Annotated in this window: 14 protein-coding genes; 8 read left to right on the forward strand and 6 right to left on the reverse strand. The window is 60.6% G+C overall.

Features of this window, described 5'->3' with window-relative positions; all coding sequences use genetic code 11:
- Positions 1 to 38: 38 nt before the first annotated feature.
- The 6 genes from G6N74_RS00375 to G6N74_RS00400 all read left to right on the forward strand — a co-directional run bounded on the left by G6N74_RS00375 (position 39) and on the right by G6N74_RS00400 (position 7036).
- Entirely contained in the window at positions 39 to 2393 is a 2355-nt protein-coding gene (locus tag G6N74_RS00375; RefSeq protein WP_165113128.1) for a xanthine dehydrogenase family protein molybdopterin-binding subunit, read from the forward strand.
- A 130-nt stretch (positions 2394 to 2523) separates the two neighbouring features.
- Positions 2524 to 3321 (forward strand): FAD binding domain-containing protein, encoded by a 798-nt coding sequence (locus tag G6N74_RS00380; protein ID WP_165113130.1) that lies wholly within the window; start codon positions 2524 to 2526, stop codon positions 3319 to 3321.
- A gap of 245 nt (positions 3322 to 3566) precedes the next feature.
- Positions 3567 to 5138 carry a calcium-binding protein gene (locus tag G6N74_RS00385; RefSeq protein ID WP_165113132.1) on the forward strand — a complete coding sequence of 524 codons (1572 nt, stop codon included), beginning with the start codon at positions 3567 to 3569 and terminating at the stop codon, positions 5136 to 5138.
- A gap of 176 nt (positions 5139 to 5314) precedes the next feature.
- Complete coding sequence (locus tag G6N74_RS00390) at positions 5315 to 5644, forward strand: hypothetical protein (protein ID WP_165113134.1); 330 nt, start codon at positions 5315 to 5317, stop codon at positions 5642 to 5644.
- Positions 5645 to 5821: 177 nt separating this feature from the next.
- Positions 5822 to 6676 carry a DUF930 domain-containing protein gene (locus G6N74_RS00395; RefSeq protein ID WP_246245599.1) on the forward strand — a complete coding sequence of 285 codons (855 nt, stop codon included), beginning with the start codon at positions 5822 to 5824 and terminating at the stop codon, positions 6674 to 6676.
- A 117-nt stretch (positions 6677 to 6793) separates the two neighbouring features.
- Positions 6794 to 7036 carry a hypothetical protein gene (locus tag G6N74_RS00400; protein ID WP_165113136.1) on the forward strand — a complete coding sequence of 81 codons (243 nt, stop codon included), beginning with the start codon at positions 6794 to 6796 and terminating at the stop codon, positions 7034 to 7036.
- Between the two features lie 41 nt (positions 7037 to 7077).
- On the opposite strand, the gene G6N74_RS00405 is transcribed toward G6N74_RS00400, so the two are convergent.
- The 6 genes from G6N74_RS00405 to G6N74_RS00430 form a co-directional block, all read right to left on the reverse strand.
- Entirely contained in the window at positions 7078 to 7851 is a 774-nt protein-coding gene (locus tag G6N74_RS00405) for an exodeoxyribonuclease III (protein ID WP_165113138.1), read from the reverse strand.
- A 13-nt stretch (positions 7852 to 7864) separates the two neighbouring features.
- A complete protein-coding gene (locus G6N74_RS00410; RefSeq protein WP_165113140.1) occupies positions 7865 to 8497 on the reverse strand; it encodes an alpha/beta hydrolase family protein in 633 nt (210 codons plus the stop codon).
- Between the two features lies 1 nt (position 8498).
- The gene (locus G6N74_RS00415; protein ID WP_165113142.1) at positions 8499 to 9584 is read right to left on the reverse strand and encodes a tetratricopeptide repeat protein; all 1086 of its coding nucleotides are present in this window, start codon (positions 9582 to 9584) and stop codon (positions 8499 to 8501) included.
- Positions 9584 to 10456 (reverse strand): non-homologous end joining protein Ku, encoded by an 873-nt coding sequence (gene ku, locus G6N74_RS00420; protein WP_165113144.1) that lies wholly within the window; start codon positions 10454 to 10456, stop codon positions 9584 to 9586. The genes G6N74_RS00415 and ku overlap by 1 nt, the downstream gene beginning before the upstream one ends.
- Positions 10457 to 10475: 19 nt before the next feature.
- Positions 10476 to 12947, reverse strand: a complete 2472-nt coding sequence (ligD, locus tag G6N74_RS00425; RefSeq protein WP_165113147.1) for a DNA ligase D — start codon at positions 12945 to 12947, stop codon at positions 10476 to 10478.
- Between the two features lie 66 nt (positions 12948 to 13013).
- On the reverse strand, positions 13014 to 14786 hold the full coding sequence (locus tag G6N74_RS00430; RefSeq protein WP_165113149.1) for an ATP-binding response regulator: 1773 nt from the start codon (positions 14784 to 14786) through the stop codon (positions 13014 to 13016).
- A gap of 115 nt (positions 14787 to 14901) precedes the next feature.
- Here G6N74_RS00430 and G6N74_RS00435 point away from each other — a divergent pair, with 115 nt between their 5' ends.
- Both G6N74_RS00435 and G6N74_RS00440 read left to right on the forward strand, forming a co-directional pair.
- Positions 14902 to 15561, forward strand: a complete 660-nt coding sequence (locus G6N74_RS00435; RefSeq protein ID WP_165113151.1) for a response regulator — start codon at positions 14902 to 14904, stop codon at positions 15559 to 15561.
- A gap of 151 nt (positions 15562 to 15712) precedes the next feature.
- Positions 15713 to 16330: a LysE family translocator gene (locus G6N74_RS00440; protein WP_165113153.1), complete on the forward strand. Its 618-nt coding sequence runs from the start codon at positions 15713 to 15715 to the stop codon at positions 16328 to 16330.
- The last annotated feature ends 347 nt before the right edge of the window (positions 16331 to 16677 follow it).

The following is a 16677-nucleotide window of genomic DNA, read 5'->3' on the forward strand; positions in this document are numbered from 1 at the left end:
TCCCTTACTCCCCTAAAAAGTTCTGGAGGAGAACGTTCATGGGCATTGAAGGCGTCGGCGCACGGGTTGCGCGCAAGGAAGACAGAAGGTTCATCACGGGTGCGGGGCGCTATGTCGACGACATGGTGGTTCCGGGAATGAAGCATGCGGCGTTCGTGCGCAGTCCTTACGCACATGCCGACATCAAGAAGATCGACGTCAAGGCGGCGCAGGCCATGCCGGGCGTCGTCGGCGTGCTGACCGGCAAGGAACTCAAGGCCGACGGCATCGGCAATCTCATCTGCGGCTGGATGATTCATTCCAAGGACGGCTCGCCGATGAAGATGGGCGCCTGGTCGCCGCTTGCGGTCGACCGCGTCCGTTACGTCGGCGATGCAATCGTCATTGTCGTGGCCGACACCAAAGGCCAGGCACGCGACGCTGCCGAGGCCGTCGAGATCACCTTCAAGGAACGCAAGGCCGTCACCAGTGCGGTGGATGCCGTGAAGAAAGGCGCGCCGCAGATCCATCCGGAAGCCGACGACAATTTGATCTTCGACTGGGATCTGGGCGATGCCGAGGCCACAAATGCTGCGTTTGGCAAGGCGGCGCATGTCGTCAAGCTGGACATCATCAACAACCGTCTCGTCCCCAATGCCATGGAGCCGCGCGCAGCGCTCGGTCACTACGACAAGGCGGAAGACCACTACACCTGCTGGACGACATCGCAGAACCCGCATGTCGCCCGTCTCGTCATGAGCGCCTTCTACAATGTCGCGCCGGAAAACAAGCTGCGCGTCATCGCGCCCGATGTCGGCGGCGGCTTCGGTTCGAAAATCTACATCTACCCGGAAGAGATAGTCTGCCTGTGGGCATCGAAGAAGACCGGTGTGCCGGTGAAATGGGTCGGCGACCGCACCGAAGCCTTCCTCACCGACGCGCATGGCCGCGACCACGCCACCCATGCCGAAATGGCTTTCGACAAGGACCACAAGATCCTCGGCCTGAAGGTCGAGACCAAGGCAAATCTCGGCGCCTACATGTCGCTGTTTTCCTCGGCGACGCCGACCTATCTCTACGCCACGCTTCTGTCGGGCCAGTACAATATCCCGGCAATCCACGCCAATGTGAAGGCGATCTACACCAACACCGCGCCCGTTGACGCCTATCGCGGGGCGGGGCGGCCGGAAGCCACCTATGTCATGGAACGGATGATGGAGACGGCGGCGCGCGAGTTCGGCCTCTCGCCGGCAGAGCTTCGCCGCAAGAATTTCATCACCTCCTTCCCGCATCAGACACCGGTCATCATGTGCTACGACGCCGGTGATTTCGGCGCCTCGCTCGATGCGGCCCTCAAGGCTTCCGACTATGCCGGCTTCGAGAAGCGCCGCGCCAAGGCAAAGAAGGCGGGCAAGCTGCGCGGCATCGGCATGAGCTGCTACATCGAGGCCTGCGGCATCGCGCCGTCGGCGGCGGTAGGCTCGCTCGGCGCCGGCGTCGGCCTTTGGGAATCGGCTGAGGTGCGCGTCAACGCCGTCGGCACGATCGAAGTGCTCACCGGTTCGCACAGCCACGGGCAGGGGCATGAGACGACCTTCGCCCAGCTTGTCACCCAACGCTTCGGCGTGCCGATCGACTCGGTGTCGATCGTGCATGGCGACACCGACAAGGTGCAGATGGGCATGGGCACCTATGGCTCGCGCTCCGGCGCGGTCGGCATGAGCGCCGTCGTCAAGGCGCTCGACAAGGTCGAGGCCAAGGCCAAGAAGATCGCCGCCCATCTGATGGAAGCGGACGAGGGCGACATCGTCATCGAGAACGGCACGCTGAAAGTTGCCGGCACCGACAAGAACGTGCCGTGGTTCCAGGTGGCGCTTGCTGCCTACACCGCGCACAACCTGCCCGGCGGCATGGAGCCCGGCCTCAAGGAAACCGCCTTCTACGATCCGGCCAACTTCACCTTCCCGGCGGGCTGCTACATCTGTGAGGTCGAGGTTGATCCGGATACCGGTACGACCGAGATCATCCAGTTCGTCGCCGCTGACGATTTCGGCAACATCATCAATCCGATGATCGTCGAAGGCCAGGTGCATGGCGGCATTGCACAGGGCGTCGGGCAGGCGCTCCTTGAAGGCGCGCACTACGACCCCGGCAACGGCCAGCTTCTGACGGCGAGCTACATGGACTACACCATGCCGCGCGCTGGTGATCTGCCTTCATTCCAGGTTTCGACCTCGAACACGCCATGCCCGTCCAATCCGCTCGGCATCAAGGGGTGTGGTGAGGCCGGCGCCATCGGCTCGCCGCCGGCAGTTATCAACGCCATTACCGACGCCATCGGCACCAATGAACTGACTATGCCCGCCACGCCCCAGAAGGTCTGGGCGGCGCTGCGGTCGGCAACGAAGAACTGAGGATCGGGGAGTAGGGGAATAAGGGAGTAGGGCAGTAGGGTTCGACAATAAGTTCCTTCCCCTGATGTTCTTCCCCTACTCCCTTACTGCCCTACTCCCTTATTCCCATTCTCTCTTAACGGAGGTGACAATGTACTCAGTCAATTACCACCGCGCTTCCTCGGTCGCTGACGCGGCCAAGCAGATCAAAAAGGGCGACGCCAAATTTCTCTCCGGCGGCATGACGCTCATTCCGGCGATGAAGACCCGGCTCGCAGCACCCTCAGATCTGGTCGATCTCGGCCACATCAAGGAAATGAAGGGTATCAAGGTTTCGGGCAAGACCGTCACCATCGGCGCCGGCACGACGCATTACGAGGTTGCCAATGACGAGAAGCTGAAGAAGGTCGCGCCTGCGGTCGCGCATCTCGCCAGCCTCATCGGGGATCCGGCAGTGCGCCATCGCGGCACGATCGGCGGCTCGATCGCCAACAACGACCCGGCAGCCGACTACCCCGCCGCGCTTCTCGCGCTCGGGGCTACAATCGTCACCAACAAGCGTCAGATCGCGGCTGACAAGTTCTTCAAGGGCCAGTTCGAAACGCCGTTGAAGGAAGACGAGATTGTCACCGCCGTCACCTTCACCGCCCCCGCCAAGGCGGCTTACCAGAAGTTCCGCAACCCGGCTTCGCGCTATGCCATCACCGGCGTGTTCGTGGCCAAGGGCAGCGACGGCGTGAGGGTGGCGGTCACCGGCTCGGGTGATGACGGCGTCTTCCGCTCCAAGGAGATCGAGGCGGTTTTGACGAAAAAATTCGACACCTCTGCACTTGAAGGCGTCACCGTGCCGTCGAAGAACCTGATGACGGATATGCATGCTTCGGCAGAGTATCGCGCCAACCTGATCGTGGTCATGGCCAAGCGCGCGGTGGCGGATGCCAACGCCTGATTGATCTGCAAAGCTGAGAAAAGGGGGCCGCTACGGCCCCTTTTTTGTGCTTGTTACTGGTCGGGTTCACTCGGAGAGATTTGTTTTGTTTCGGTCGATATAGATTTAAGTACCTAAATATAATGAATACGATTCTATTGTGATAACTAAAGAAACTTTCTTCGGTACTCACTTTGAGCTAATAGTAAATTTCTTAGAAAAAACTAATATTTCTCGCCTTGACGTCGTTCGCACGGGAGGGTGAGATGGCCGTTGTAAGTGGTGGGACGTTAGTTCCGATAAATTTCGACACGCTTCAGGTCAACAAACTCTACGACTATGATTTTTCGGCGGTGTCCTCCACGTCCGCGAAGTACTACGACAATGCGACGAATTACACGCTGTTCCAGGGCAGTGGCTTCACCTTCAACACCTCACATGTGCCCACCGGCGGGACCGTTACGTCGGCGCGCTATGTGATAAACAACAGCACGGCTCTGCTGATCAGCGGCGCGAGCATAGCCGCCACCACAGTCCACACTTATGCGTCACAAAACAACACTCAGGGCCTGCTTGGCCTTGTACTGGCTGGCGCTGACACGCTGACCGGGACGCCGCTGGCCGACGTCCTTCGCGGCTATGGCGGCAACGATATTCTGAAGGGCGCCGGGGGCAAGGATGTGCTCGACGGTGGGACTGGCGTCGACACTGCGCTCTACAACGACAAGGCGGGTGCCGTCGTGGTCACTCTCAACGGTGCTATCAACGCGACGGTCACCGTCGCAGGCATTGCCGAAGACACCATTCGCAACATTGAGAATGTCACCGGCGGCTCAGGGGCTGACACGCTGACCGGCGATGGCCTCGCCAATACGCTCAGCGGCGGTGGCGGCAACGATATATTGAGGGGCGCTGCCGGCAATGACGTGCTCATCGGCGGATCGGGCAAGGATGTGCTCGATGGCGGGACGGGGCTCGATACCGCAGTCTACAGCGACAAGACGGGTGCCGTCGTGGTGACCCTCGTTGGTGCCAACAATGCGACGGTTGCCGTCGCGGGCGTCGCCGAGGATACGATCCGCAACGTCGAAAACATCACAGGCGGTTCCGGGGCCGATACATTGACCGGCGACGGTCTCTCCAATGTCTTGAACGGCGGTGCCGGCAACGACACCATCCGGGGCGGGGGCGGTGCGGACACGCTTATCGGCGGGCGGGGCAACGATTTCCTCAATGGCAATTCCGGCCTTGATACGGTCGATTACAGCAAGGACGCCGCGGGCGGAGGAACGCTGGGCGTCATCGTCAATCTGCTGGGCAATGGTTCGCAGGCTGGCCTGCCGGCAGATACCGCGAAGGACGGTTTCGGCAACACCGATACTGTCACGAACATTCCGAATGTCATCGGGACCCAGTTCAACGACCAGATCTACGGCGGCAATCATGCCAACAGGCTTTCCGGCGGTGCCGGCAATGATGTGATCAACGGTGGGCTAGGCAATGATGTTCTGATCGGCGGCACCGGCAACGATACGTTTTTCTTCAACGGCGCACTTGGTGCGACCAACATCGATACGATCAGCGACTTCGTCGTGGTGAACGACACGGTCCGGCTGGAGAATGCCATCTTCGCCGCCTTGACCGTCACGGGCACGCTTGCTGCCGCCGCCTTCCATATCGGAGCTGCTGCAGCCGACGCATCCGACCGCATCATCTACAACAGCGCGACCGGCGCACTCAGCTACGACAAGGACGGAGCAGGGGGAACCGCGGCAGTGCAATTCGCCACGGTCGCGCATGGCCTTGCAATGACCAATGCCGATTTCTTCATCGTATAAAGCCTGAGAAAGAGCTTTCCCCTTCGTCTGCAACCCGCTTGAGAGGATAAGCCCTTGTGGGAGGCGGGTCGATAACGCCCGGTTAGGGGCGAGTGGCGGCTCATAGTTTTGACTTGCTTCACCTTCATCGCTAGATGTCGGGCCGATTGTACGGCACCGAAGGCGGGCATTGACGCGTGAAGTTCTATCTAAAGATCGCAGCCGGGTTTCTGCTTCTGCTTGCCGTGTTTGCGTTCATGATCTGGTACCGCACCACCGCGCTCGGCCATGAGGCGCTGCGCGACATCGCCACGCAGGCGCAGCTTTGCAAGACGGTTGGATGCAGCGAAGGTATCGACGAGGCGGCGTCTTATCTGGCCGAGCAGTACGGCCTTTCGCCGAGCCTGGTTCAATGGTGCGTTGGCGTCGACACGCTGTCTGAACGCGACGGCGCCAAGGGTTTGGTCAACCGCTCCTGGTGGATCAACCTGCTTTATGAACCATGCGGCGATCCGATTACCGAGTAGATGAAACGGGTAGGGCCGTTTGACGGTCCTGCCTGTCGCCGGGATCGCTCCCACGAAGCGGGATGACTATTTCGGCATTGGCGGCATGAATGCTTGATGCCGCCAACATTTCATTCCACATCAGTCACGAGGCGGGATGACATATGGGATCAGCGTTGGATGTTCAGGTGGTGGGCCTTGCCTGCCTCCGTCGTCACGCATTTGCTCATTGTAGCGCTTCTGATCTTCGGGCTGCCGGTATCGCTCTCGCCGTCGCAGGAGGAGCAGGCGATAGCGGTTGAACTTGTGCCGCCGCCCAAACCACCTGAGAAAGCAAAGGTTGAACCTCCGCCGCCTGCGAAAGAGGCCAAGTCCGAGAAGGCGCAGGAAGCAAGTGCCGAGGCATCGTCACCAACGGGCAATGATTCCGCCGGTGAGCCGCCGCCGTCCGCTCTGAGGCCCGTTTTCCAATTCGGTGAGAAGGACACCGGTCCACGGGAAGCTCCGGATGGCAACAGTGCGGACGAGGGTTCGGCGTCGCCCGTGGCGCGGCTCGAACCAGACAAAAAGGATCTCGCAGAACCACCGCCGGTGAAAGCGTTCGATGCAATAGGCGCAGCTCCGCAGTCTGAGGCGCCCGAGGTGCCGACACCCAAGCCGACGGACGTTGCCAAAGTGCAAAGTGCCGTGAAGCTTCAGAAGGCGAAGAAATTATTCTCGCAGGCAGCAAGCGGTAATCCGACTGCGACAACTGCGATGCGTAACGTTCCGCGCGACGTGCGTGCGGGACGGCTCTGCGTAACGGAGCTGCGTGAGCAGTTGCTTAACGCTTCACCGCCCTATTTTCCGGACCTCCTGCCTTCCGAGCGGCTGAAGGACGGCACCGTCATCGAAATCCCCCGGGAGGCCTTCCGCGCGAATGGGCAGTGGTTCAATCTGAGCTATCGTTGCGAGGTCGACGCAGACGCGATGAAAGTCGTGTCATTCGCCTTCAATGTCGGAGATCCGGTTCCGCGCAGCGAATGGAAGCGCCGCGGGCTGCCAGCACAATAAGGGCTGAGCGCGCGTTCGAGGCGGAATCTGGGCTAACTCTTGCCAAGACCGCAGTGACGGATATCATCGCTTCGGGAAGATCGGAAAACTGCACTCGACTGACGTGGTGCTATGTCTATGGCGGAAAAAAGCAGATCGACAGCGGTCGAAAACCAGCGAAAGTCGCGCGCGGCGGTTCGGCGTGCGCTTGAACGGCACAAGGTCTATGTCGTCAGCCGGCGTTTTTCCGATTCCGGCATGTCCGCTCGCGTCCTGATCGATGGCGAGTATTACGACGTCAACGAGCGTGAACTGTCACGGCTGGAGGCCGGTGCGCGTCCTGAACGTGATCTGGCTCTTGAACCGGTTCGCGACGCCTGAGCCGAGCAGGGGCCTCAGCGTGTTGATCATCACTCAAAGTCTCATTTCCGAAGCGTGATCCATGCCGGCGCATGATCGCTTGCGCCGTCCATTCCTCGAACATCCCTATCGACGCCAGCGCCGCTGAGCTGTCGTGCCAGCTTCCTGCTTAGAAGAATATGATCGAGGCGCAGGCCGGCATCGCGCGGCCAGCGGTTTCGCCGGTAATCCCAGAATGTGTAGATGACATCCTTGGGATGGACCTTGCGGATTGCGTCGAGCCAACCCTGCTTGAGAAGGCTGTGAAAAGCTGCCCGGCTTTCGGGCTGGACCAGCGCGTTGTCGTCGTAAGATCGTGTCGGATAGATGTCGCGTGGCTCCGGGACGACGTTGTAGTCGCCGGCGAGCACGACAGGCAGTCCTGTCGACAGGAGTTCCGTGGCGTGACTGATCAGTCGATCGTGCCAGGCAAGCTTGTAGTCAAATTTCGGGCCGGGCTGGGGGTTGCCGTTGGGTGCATAGAGCGACGCGATCAGTATGCCATTCACGGCTGCCTCGATGTAGCGGCTCTGTGAATCGGATGGATCGCCCGGCAGTTCGGTGCGGGTCAGGACGGGTTCGTTGCCGAGCGCCAGAATGGCGACGCCGTTCCAGGCCGATTGCCCGCGCCAGACCGCGCCGTAACCCGCCGCCTCGATTGCACTTTTGGGAAACTGCTTGTCGGGTGCCTTGAGCTCCTGCAGGCAGACGATATCGGGCTTGGCCGACGCCAGCCAGGCCAGCAGATTCTCAAGCCGGTGGTTGATGCCATTGACGTTGAAGGTCGCGATCTTCATGCAGGCTGCACAGTCAGCGCGCCAATTTGCCGACCCATGCTGTGACCGCATCGGCAAGCGTCTTCAGGTGATCGGCGGCAGAAAACCCCGATATGCTCTTGCGCGGCTTGAGGTCGTGATCCCCATCCTCCAGCCACAGAATCTCGATCCTGTCGGAGAGCTGATAGGCCGGAACTTCATCGCGGGTGCCGAACTCGTCGCGTGTTCCCTGACAGATCAAGGTCGGCGTTCTCAATCCCGCAAGATGCTTGGTGCGCAGTTGTTCGGGCTTGCCTGGCGGATGAAACGGGTAGCCAAGGCACAGAAGCCCGGCGATCTTACCGTCTGCATGAAGTTCGTCCGCAACCATGCTGGCGACCCGTCCGCCCATGGATTTTCCGCCGATGATGAGCGGCCCTTTCGCGCCAAGTTCGGCCACGGCCGCCTCGTATTCCGGATTGAGCGTCTCGGCACGGGGAGGGGGTTTGCGGCTGTCCGAGGTCCGGCGTGCGGCCATGTAACCGAACTCGAAGCGCGCGACGCGAAACCCTGCCTGTGCGATAGCCTTGGCGGTAGCCGTCATCGATGCGGAATCCATCGGCGCGCCGGCACCGTGGGCGAGGAGGATGGTGACGGGAGCATCATCCGGTCCATCGAACAGGAACATCTCAGCCTGCCGTTCTTTGGGCAAGCTGAAGGTCGACGAACTGGATGCCGCGGGCAGCCGTTCGCGCCCATTCGGAATCGCCGTCGAGTTCGAGATAGCGCTCCCACCAGCGCCGCGCTTCGCCGAGATTGCCGGCGTCGAATTCGAGCTTCGCCAGATTGAAGATTGCGTCTTCGTATGCGCTGTCGAGTTCGATCGCCTTGAGAAGGTGGCGGCGCGCGGAATCGACCCGTCCATCTTCGCTCATCAGCCCGGCGAGGTTGAACCACGCCTCGACGAAGCTGGGATCGAGCTTGATAGCGCGGGCATAGTCCTGCGCGGCATCCAACGGCAGGCCTGCCGCCTTCAGGCAGTTCGCACGGTTGAAAGCGGCGACGGGGTCGTTCGGATCGATTGCGAGATAGCGCTGGTAGAAGGCTGCAGCATCCGCATATTGGCCTTCATGCTCTGCCGCTTCGGCCTGCAGGAAGATATCCTCAAGTTCGGCTTCGCCGGGAATTCCAAGTTCGAACAGCATTTGGCCGTCGAGTTCGCTCAAGCCTTCCGCGCGGCGCGCGTAGATTGCGTCCGAACCTTCGTGGTGGAGCGACAACGCGGTAAGCGACTTCACCGGACCGGATCGATGCACCGATCTTGCAATGGCGCTCCAGGAAGCACCGCTGGAAACCAGCCCGGCGTATTTCCTGGCCAGGATCAGATCACGGAAGGAGTAGGGCTCCGCGTCATGTTCGAAGGCATCGAACAGGGAGAGAAGTTTCAATGTCCGCGCGGACAGCCCGGACTGGTCGATCAAAGACTGTTCCGTGAGTGCCGAAGCCTCCGGCGAGGGCATCAGCCCGAGCAGCCGAAGAAAGCCGTTCTCGCTCAGGAGCCGCGTGCCCTGGCTCATTCCAGCATCGAATAGCGTATCGATCTCGGTCTCGCTTGCCCGCGTAAGCAGCCCGCGACCGAAGACCAGATGCGACATTCGGCGGGTTAACCCCCGCCGGAGATGGCCATGTTGCCGTTCGACCTCGCGGGCGGCCAAGCGTCGTGGAAACGCAGACAGCGCACCCACGATGCCGAATATCTGGCCGGCAACCGCCATCAGGCTTTCTTCTTGGCAGCCGGTTTCGCCGCTGCGGCGGCGGCCTTTTCCTTGGACTTGGCTGCCGGTTCGGCCTTGGTCTTGCTCTTGGCTGCCGGTTTCGATTGCGACAGGCTCGCCTTCAGGGCATCCATGAGGTTGATGACATTGCCGCGATCGGGAGCTGCCGCGACGATCGGCTTGTGGCCCTTGAGCTTCTCCCGGATCATCTGCATCAAGGCGACTTCATAGCGATCCTCGTAGTTCTTGGGATCGAAAGTCGTCTGCTTCTGCTGGATGAGTGCCTCGGCAAGTTGCAGCATCTCGGCATCCGGCTTTCCGACCGGGATGTTGCCGAAATATTCGGCTGTGCCGCGCACTTCACTCGGATTTCGCAGCGTACAGACGAACATGCCGGTTTCGCGAGCGCCGATGGTGATCACCCGCTCACGGCTGGAGAGGACGAGGCGTGCAATCGCCAGCTTGCCGGTCTTGCGCAAAGCCTCTCGAAGCACGACGAACGTTTCTTCAGCCATTGCGCCGTCGGGCGCCAGATAATAGGGCGCGTCCTGATAGATGACGTCGACGGAGCCTTCGTCCACGAAGGCTTCGATGTTCATCGTATGCGTGGATTCGATCTTGATGCTTTCAAGGTCGCTATCCTCGATGATGATGTATTTCTTGTCTTCGTATTCGTATCCCTTCACCAGATCGGATCGTTCGACCAGGCCCAGTTCGGGATCGACAGGCTTAATATTGATCCGGTTGTGGGTCTTCTTGTGAAGCTGATTGAAGCTGATACGTTCGCTCGTGCTCGTGGCGGGATAGAGCCTGACCGGACAGCTCACGAGACTGAGTTTAAGGTAACCTTTCCAGCTTGCCCTGGGCGCCATGATCGTCTCCTACGCGGTACTACGATGACTTCCTGCTTTCAGACAATAACGGCAAATCCCTAGCGAAATCTTCTATATCGGCCCAGGGATCGCCTGACGTGGCCAAGAGGCCAGGCAGCGAAGAATAGTTCAAATCCTCCGGAGCGTCGATGGTTTCGAGATCGGCCCAGCTTACCGGGGTCGATGCGGGCAGGTTGGTGCGCGCCCGAAGAGAGTAGGGGGCGACCGCAGTGTGCCCGCGCGCATTGCGGTGATAGTCGATGAAAATCCGCTTTACGCGATTGTCCTTGCCCATTGTCGTGGTGAAGGTCTGGGGTGCGGTGGCGGCAAGCTGGCTGGCTATGGCGCTGGTTGCCTGATGGACTTTTTTCCAGATGAGCTTGGGCGTAATGGGGATGACGACGTGGATGCCCTTGCCACCCGATGTCTTCACGAAGGGGACGAGACCCAGCCCCTCAAGCTCGCCGCGGATGTGAACGGCCGCCTCGACCACTTCCCGCCAGGCGATGCCTTCGCCGGGATCGAGATCGAAGACGACGCGATCCGGCTTGTCGAGGCGCTTCCGGTATGATCCCCAGCTGTGGAACTCGATGACGCCGAACTGCGCCAGCGCGAGATAGCCTCTGGCGTCTTCCACCGAGATATAGGACTTCGTCTCGCCTTCCGAATTGGTGGTGTCGAAGGTCGCCATCGAGGACGGCATGCCGGTGAAGGCATGGCGCTGGAAGAAGCAATCCGTAAGCTTTCCCGTCGGACAGCGGAACAGCGAAACCGGACGGGCGAGAATATGCGGCAGCATGAAGTCTCCGACCATGGCATAGTAAAGCGCTATGTCGAGCTTGGTCGGGCCGGACTTGCCGAACAGCCGGCGCGTTGCATTGGTGACGGAGATGCTTGCGAGATCGGCATCCGAAATCAGCCGTTTGCGCTTTGTCGAGACAGGCGTGGTTAGCTCCACGTCGCGCAGGCTCTTGAACACCGCGTGGCGAAGCGCGTTGTCAGCCGTGCGGTTGGCATAGTGAACATGCGCCGACAGCACCGGGCGAACCCAGATGATCTCCTTCGGCGCGCCTTCGAGCTTGGTCGCGCCGTCATGCAGGGGCTCCAGCCGGGCAAGCAGTTCCTCCTGCATGTCAGCATCGAACCCCGTGCCGATCTTGCCGCGATACTGCAGTTCGCCGTCAACCCATTCGGCCGCGGCAAGGGCGGCGAGGCCTTCTGCCGCTTCTGAAACAGTGTATCCGGCAATGACGAAATCGCCTTTCATCAACGCCTTGGTCTTGGCCCAGGTTTTTGAGCGGCCACTCTGGTACGGCGCTGATGCACGTTTCGAAACGACCCCTTCGAGCCCCAGTTCCGAGACCTTTTCGTAGAATGCACGGCCGTCGCCATCGACGTGGTCGCTTAACTGGATCGCCGAATTCGCGGTTACGTGCCCCGCCAGGAATTGGGAAAGCAGCGCCTTGCGCTTTTCCAGCGCAACCTTGGCAAGGTTCCAGCCGTCGAGATGGAGAAGGTCAAAGGCATAGAATACCAGCTTCTTGCCGGGTCCTTCCGACAGTGCATCCTGCAGAAGCGAGAACCGGCTGATGCCCTTGTCGTCCAGCACGACGATTTCGCCGTCGATGACGACGTCGCGGCTCGGCAATCGCCGAAATTGATCCGGCAGGTCGCCGTAGCGCTTCGTCCAGTCCAGTCCGCCCCGCGTGATCAGCCGCACGGTGTCGCCGGACACATGCGCCATCGTCCGGTAGCCGTCGAACTTGATCTCATGCAGCCAGACCTCTCGGGTGTCGTCCCCGCCGGGCGGAGCGGCTATCTGGGTCGCGAGTTGAGGCTCGATGCGCGTCGGGGCGTCTCCCTTCACGGCACCGGCGAGAGAACCAGGATCGAGCTTGGCGGCCTTACGCACCGGCTTGGGCTTCTGCACCAGTTCCTCGATCCGCCGGCCGGATTTCACGCTTTCCGGGCGCTTTGCGAGGATGTCGATCTTCGTGTCGGCGGAGAGGTCGCGCTCCTTGAACAGGAGCCAGTTGCGCTGATCGTCATCGCCTGGCTTTGGCTTCAGCCGCGCCAGCATCCAGCCGCCATTGAGTTTTTCGCCGGCCAGGCGAAACTTGAACGCGCCGGTCTTCAGGCTTTTCTCGATATCGTCCATTGGCGCCCAGACGCCGGTATCCCAGACGATCATCGGGCCGCCGCCATATTCGCCTTCGGGTATGACGCCCTCGAAGTCGATATATTCCAGCGGATGGTCCTCGGTTTCGACGGCAAGCCGCTTGTCCGCGGGGTTGAGCGACGGCCCTTTCGGCACGGCCCAGCTTTTCAGCACGTCGCCGACCTGCAGCCTCAGATCGTAGTGATCTGCGGTCGCGTGATGCTTGTGGACGACGAAACGGCTGCCCGTATCCCCTGAAAGATTACCGGCGGGCTCAAGCGTTTTCGAGAAATCCCGCTTTTTGCGATAGGGCTGCAGCTTCGATGTCGCCATACCCTAGCGTATGGGCAGTCCGGTCAAGCCGCAATGTTCCAGTTCGATCAGCGTTACGTTGCAATATCAGCGACCGGTGCCTCGATCATTGCCTTGAAGGCAGGCTGCGGCGATCGCTTCACGCAGTTCCTCGCCGGCGATCGGCTTGTGCAGGATACGAACGCCGCTCGCGCTGACTTCCTTGAGGCGCGATGGCGAGGTGTCACCGGTAACGATGATGGCCGGGACACGGCGGCCGATATGGGTGCAAAGCGTCTGGGTCGCTTCCAAGCCAGTTGCGCCACGACCCAGGCGGTAGTCGGCGATGATAAGGTCGACCGGCGCGTCGCCGGTCTTCAAGGCCCCCGCATGGATTTTTCGTACCTCTGCAGCGGATCGGCCGGCATAGACACGATGCCCTTCCAGGGTGAGCAGCCGAACCATGGCGTCGAGAACATCTTTCTCGTCCTCCACAACCATGATGCCGACTGGTGCGATGATGCCGGCGGGTAGTGTCTCGCTGCCATGCAAAGTGGCCTCCACCGCTCCGGTTTTCGGAACCGTCACGGAGAACATCGAGCCGCGCCCGGGCACGGAAACCAGCCTCAGGGGATGTCCGAGCAGCTCGGTCGTACGGCGAACGATGGCGAGGCCAAGCCCCAGGCCTTGCGTGCGGTCTCTTGCCGGGTTCTGCAACTGCACGAATTCTTCAAAAACCATCGCTTGCTGATCGGCAGGGATGCCGGGGCCTGTATCCAGGACCTGTATTTCCACCAGATCGCCGTGCTTGCGGCAGCCGAGCAGAACGCCGCCTTCCTTGGTGTAGCGAAAAGCGTTCGACACAAGGTTGTTGAGGATTCGCTTGAGCATCATCGGGTCGCTGTCGACCCGCAGGTCGCTGTCAACGACGCGCCATTCAAGGCCGCGCTGTTTTGCTTCCGCGGCGAACTCGTTGCGAAGGTCGCGGAACAGTTCGCGCAACTCCACCGCTTCGTTCGCAACCGTGACGATCCCCGCGTCGAGCCGGGAGATATCGAGCAGCGCGTTCAAGAGTCCGCTCAGGTTTCCGATGACTGATTTCGCCCTGCTTGCCAGATCACGAGCCTCGCCGGAGGGCACATTGCCGCGCTGCCCCATTATGGCAAGCGTGGAAACCAGCAGGCTCAAGGCATGGATAGGCTGGCGCAGATCGTGACTGGCCGCGGCCAGAAACCGCGTCTTGGCGCGGTCTGCCGTCTGTGCCCGGTCACGTTCTTCCTGCAGGTGGTCGACCAGGTTCTCATTTTCCAATCGCAGGCTGACGGTTTCGCGCAACATGCGGTAGGTGATGCGGCAATAGTAGAAATTGATTGCCACAAGCGACGCGAGCAGGAACAGGAAGGCGCCGGAAATGTCGCTTTCGGTCATGATGCAACGGGCGGCAATCGGCACGACGGTCGCGAGAATCGAGCCGATGAGAGCCGGCGGAAAAGCCGAAAGCGACGGCACCGTGCCGCAGACGAGGCCGGTCAGTACGATAACCGTGAAGGAAAGCACGATGGGCGCCTCGGGAAGGAAACCGGCCCAGCCGAGCGCGCCCCACAACAGGCCCGACACCCAGGAAAAGCCTGCCGCGAGCCATGCCCATTGCATGATCGACCCGGCATCTCTTTTGCGGCTGAAAAATCGGCGGGAGGCAAGAACCCGGATGGCCGTGAGCAGATAGAGCGCGCCAAGCCACCCGATTAGCCAATTCGTGGAAACGGCATTCTTCAGCACGTATACCGCAGCGAGAGAAATGACGATGTTGGAGATAACCACGCCGTAGGAGTTGCGATACAGAAGCTCGATGAGAGCCTGGCGTATCTTGTCTTCCTGCATCAGGCCCCTCCAAGCGCCGCGCGAACATCGTCCGAACGGTCCTTACCCAAAAACGATTGATCTATAGGCAACTTGTTTCCCATAAGTTGGCGCCCAGGGAATTTCTGTTGACCAAATGATTCGCCCGCTCACCGCCATTCTTGCCGACGATCATGCCATTGTCCGTGAAGGACTGAAGCTGCTCATCTCTGTGATGGAAAATGTGTCTGTCGTTGCCGAGGCAGCGGATGGCGAGGCCCTGCTGGGGCATGTGCGTGGCACCCGCGCCGACTTGCTGATCCTCGATCTCGGCATGCCGGGCGTTGCCGGAATACAGTTCATCTCCGACATAAAAGCTCTCGCCCCTCGAATGAAGATACTGGTGCTGACGGCCAATATCGAGCCGAGAACGGTGCGTGCAGCGCTGGAGGCCGGCGCCAGCGCCTATCTGACCAAGGACGGCGACCCGGAGGAACTTGGCGCGGCCATCGAAGCGGTGAAGAACGGCGGAACCTATCTGGCGCAGACCGTTCGTTTCGCGATAAGCGAGCCGGCCCGAAACAGCAGGCCGCAGCCGGCGCAGGAAATCCTGTCGCCGATCCCGCTGACGCGGCGCGAACATCAAATCCTGGCGCTGGGAGCGCAAGGCATGACCGCGCGGGAAATTGCAGAGCGGCTGGGCATCAGTCCTTTGACCGCCCGCAAGCATCGGGAAAACCTGATGCGAAAGCTTAATCTCCATAGTGCCGCCGAACTGACCGCCTATGCGGTTCGCCTTGGATTGCCCGCCGGCTGACAGGACCGGGCAGGGGTTCAGAGTAGTATTTTCTTAACCATCAACTGACTATCGGACAGCGACGGCTGTTCAAATACGGCACCTGCCGTATGTCTTCCTCCCGGAGCCGCGCCTATCCCTCCCACGGCTGAAACATGTGGGAGGAGCCATCATGCCATCGCTGGATCTGTGGATTCCGTTTGCCATCGCAACGCTTGCCTTCGCTTGCGTGCCGGGGCCTGCAATTCTCTATATGACAGCGCAGACTCTCGCCCATGGCCGGCAGGCAGGCTTGATGGCGGCACTTGGCGTTCATCTCGGTTGTTACGTGCATATCGTAGCCGCCGCAGTGGGTCTCGCCGCACTGATGGAGCATGCGCGGGTCGTTTTTTCGATAATCCGATTTGCGGGTGCCGCTTACCTCATCACGCTCGGCCTTGCCATGTTCCTGGGCTGGAACCGCAACGGTGAGGACGGTGCCCGTCCGGCGCCGAACACATTTCGCGACAGCATGGTCGTCGAAATCCTCAATCCCAAGACCGCGCTGTTCTTCCTGACCTTCCTGCCGCAATTCGTCGACCCGTCGGCCAGCATTCCGGTGGGGCTGCAATTCCTCATCCTCGGCATCATCGTCAATCTCATCTTCTCGATCGCCGATGTCGCCGCGGTCGGCATCACCTCACTCGCCCTTGGCCGGGTCGCTGCCGGCGGGGCCGGATGGATGGTCCCAAAAACCTGCGGTACGGTTCTCATCGGATTAGGCGTGGCGCTCGTCAGCCACCATGTCTGATCCTGCAGAAAATGAATCTGCCAGGTCGCCTCGATCACTGTCGGCCAGAAGAACTTCAGTTGTTCGAGCCTGAACACCCGCTTCAGAAGCGATAGTCAGTGGGCGCCCGGCCCGGCCCATCATCTTTTTCGATAGAGGAGTTAAACCGCAATCGGGGATTGCGCTGCAGCCGTTGCCGGGAACTATGCTTGTCTTGCGGGCAGGTACTTGCTTTGCGCCTCTCTTGCTATTTAAATCGATATAACTTGCAGAGGTCACATGAGGGGTGTCCGATGGAAAGCATAGCAGGCAGATTGTCCTCCCTTTCCACTGCGTGTCGAGGAAGGCCGTCATGGCGCGATGCGCTG

It is taken from the genome of Mesorhizobium zhangyense (assembly GCF_011045115.1).
In the GTDB taxonomy this organism is placed as follows: domain Bacteria; phylum Pseudomonadota; class Alphaproteobacteria; order Rhizobiales; family Rhizobiaceae; genus Mesorhizobium_M; species Mesorhizobium_M zhangyense.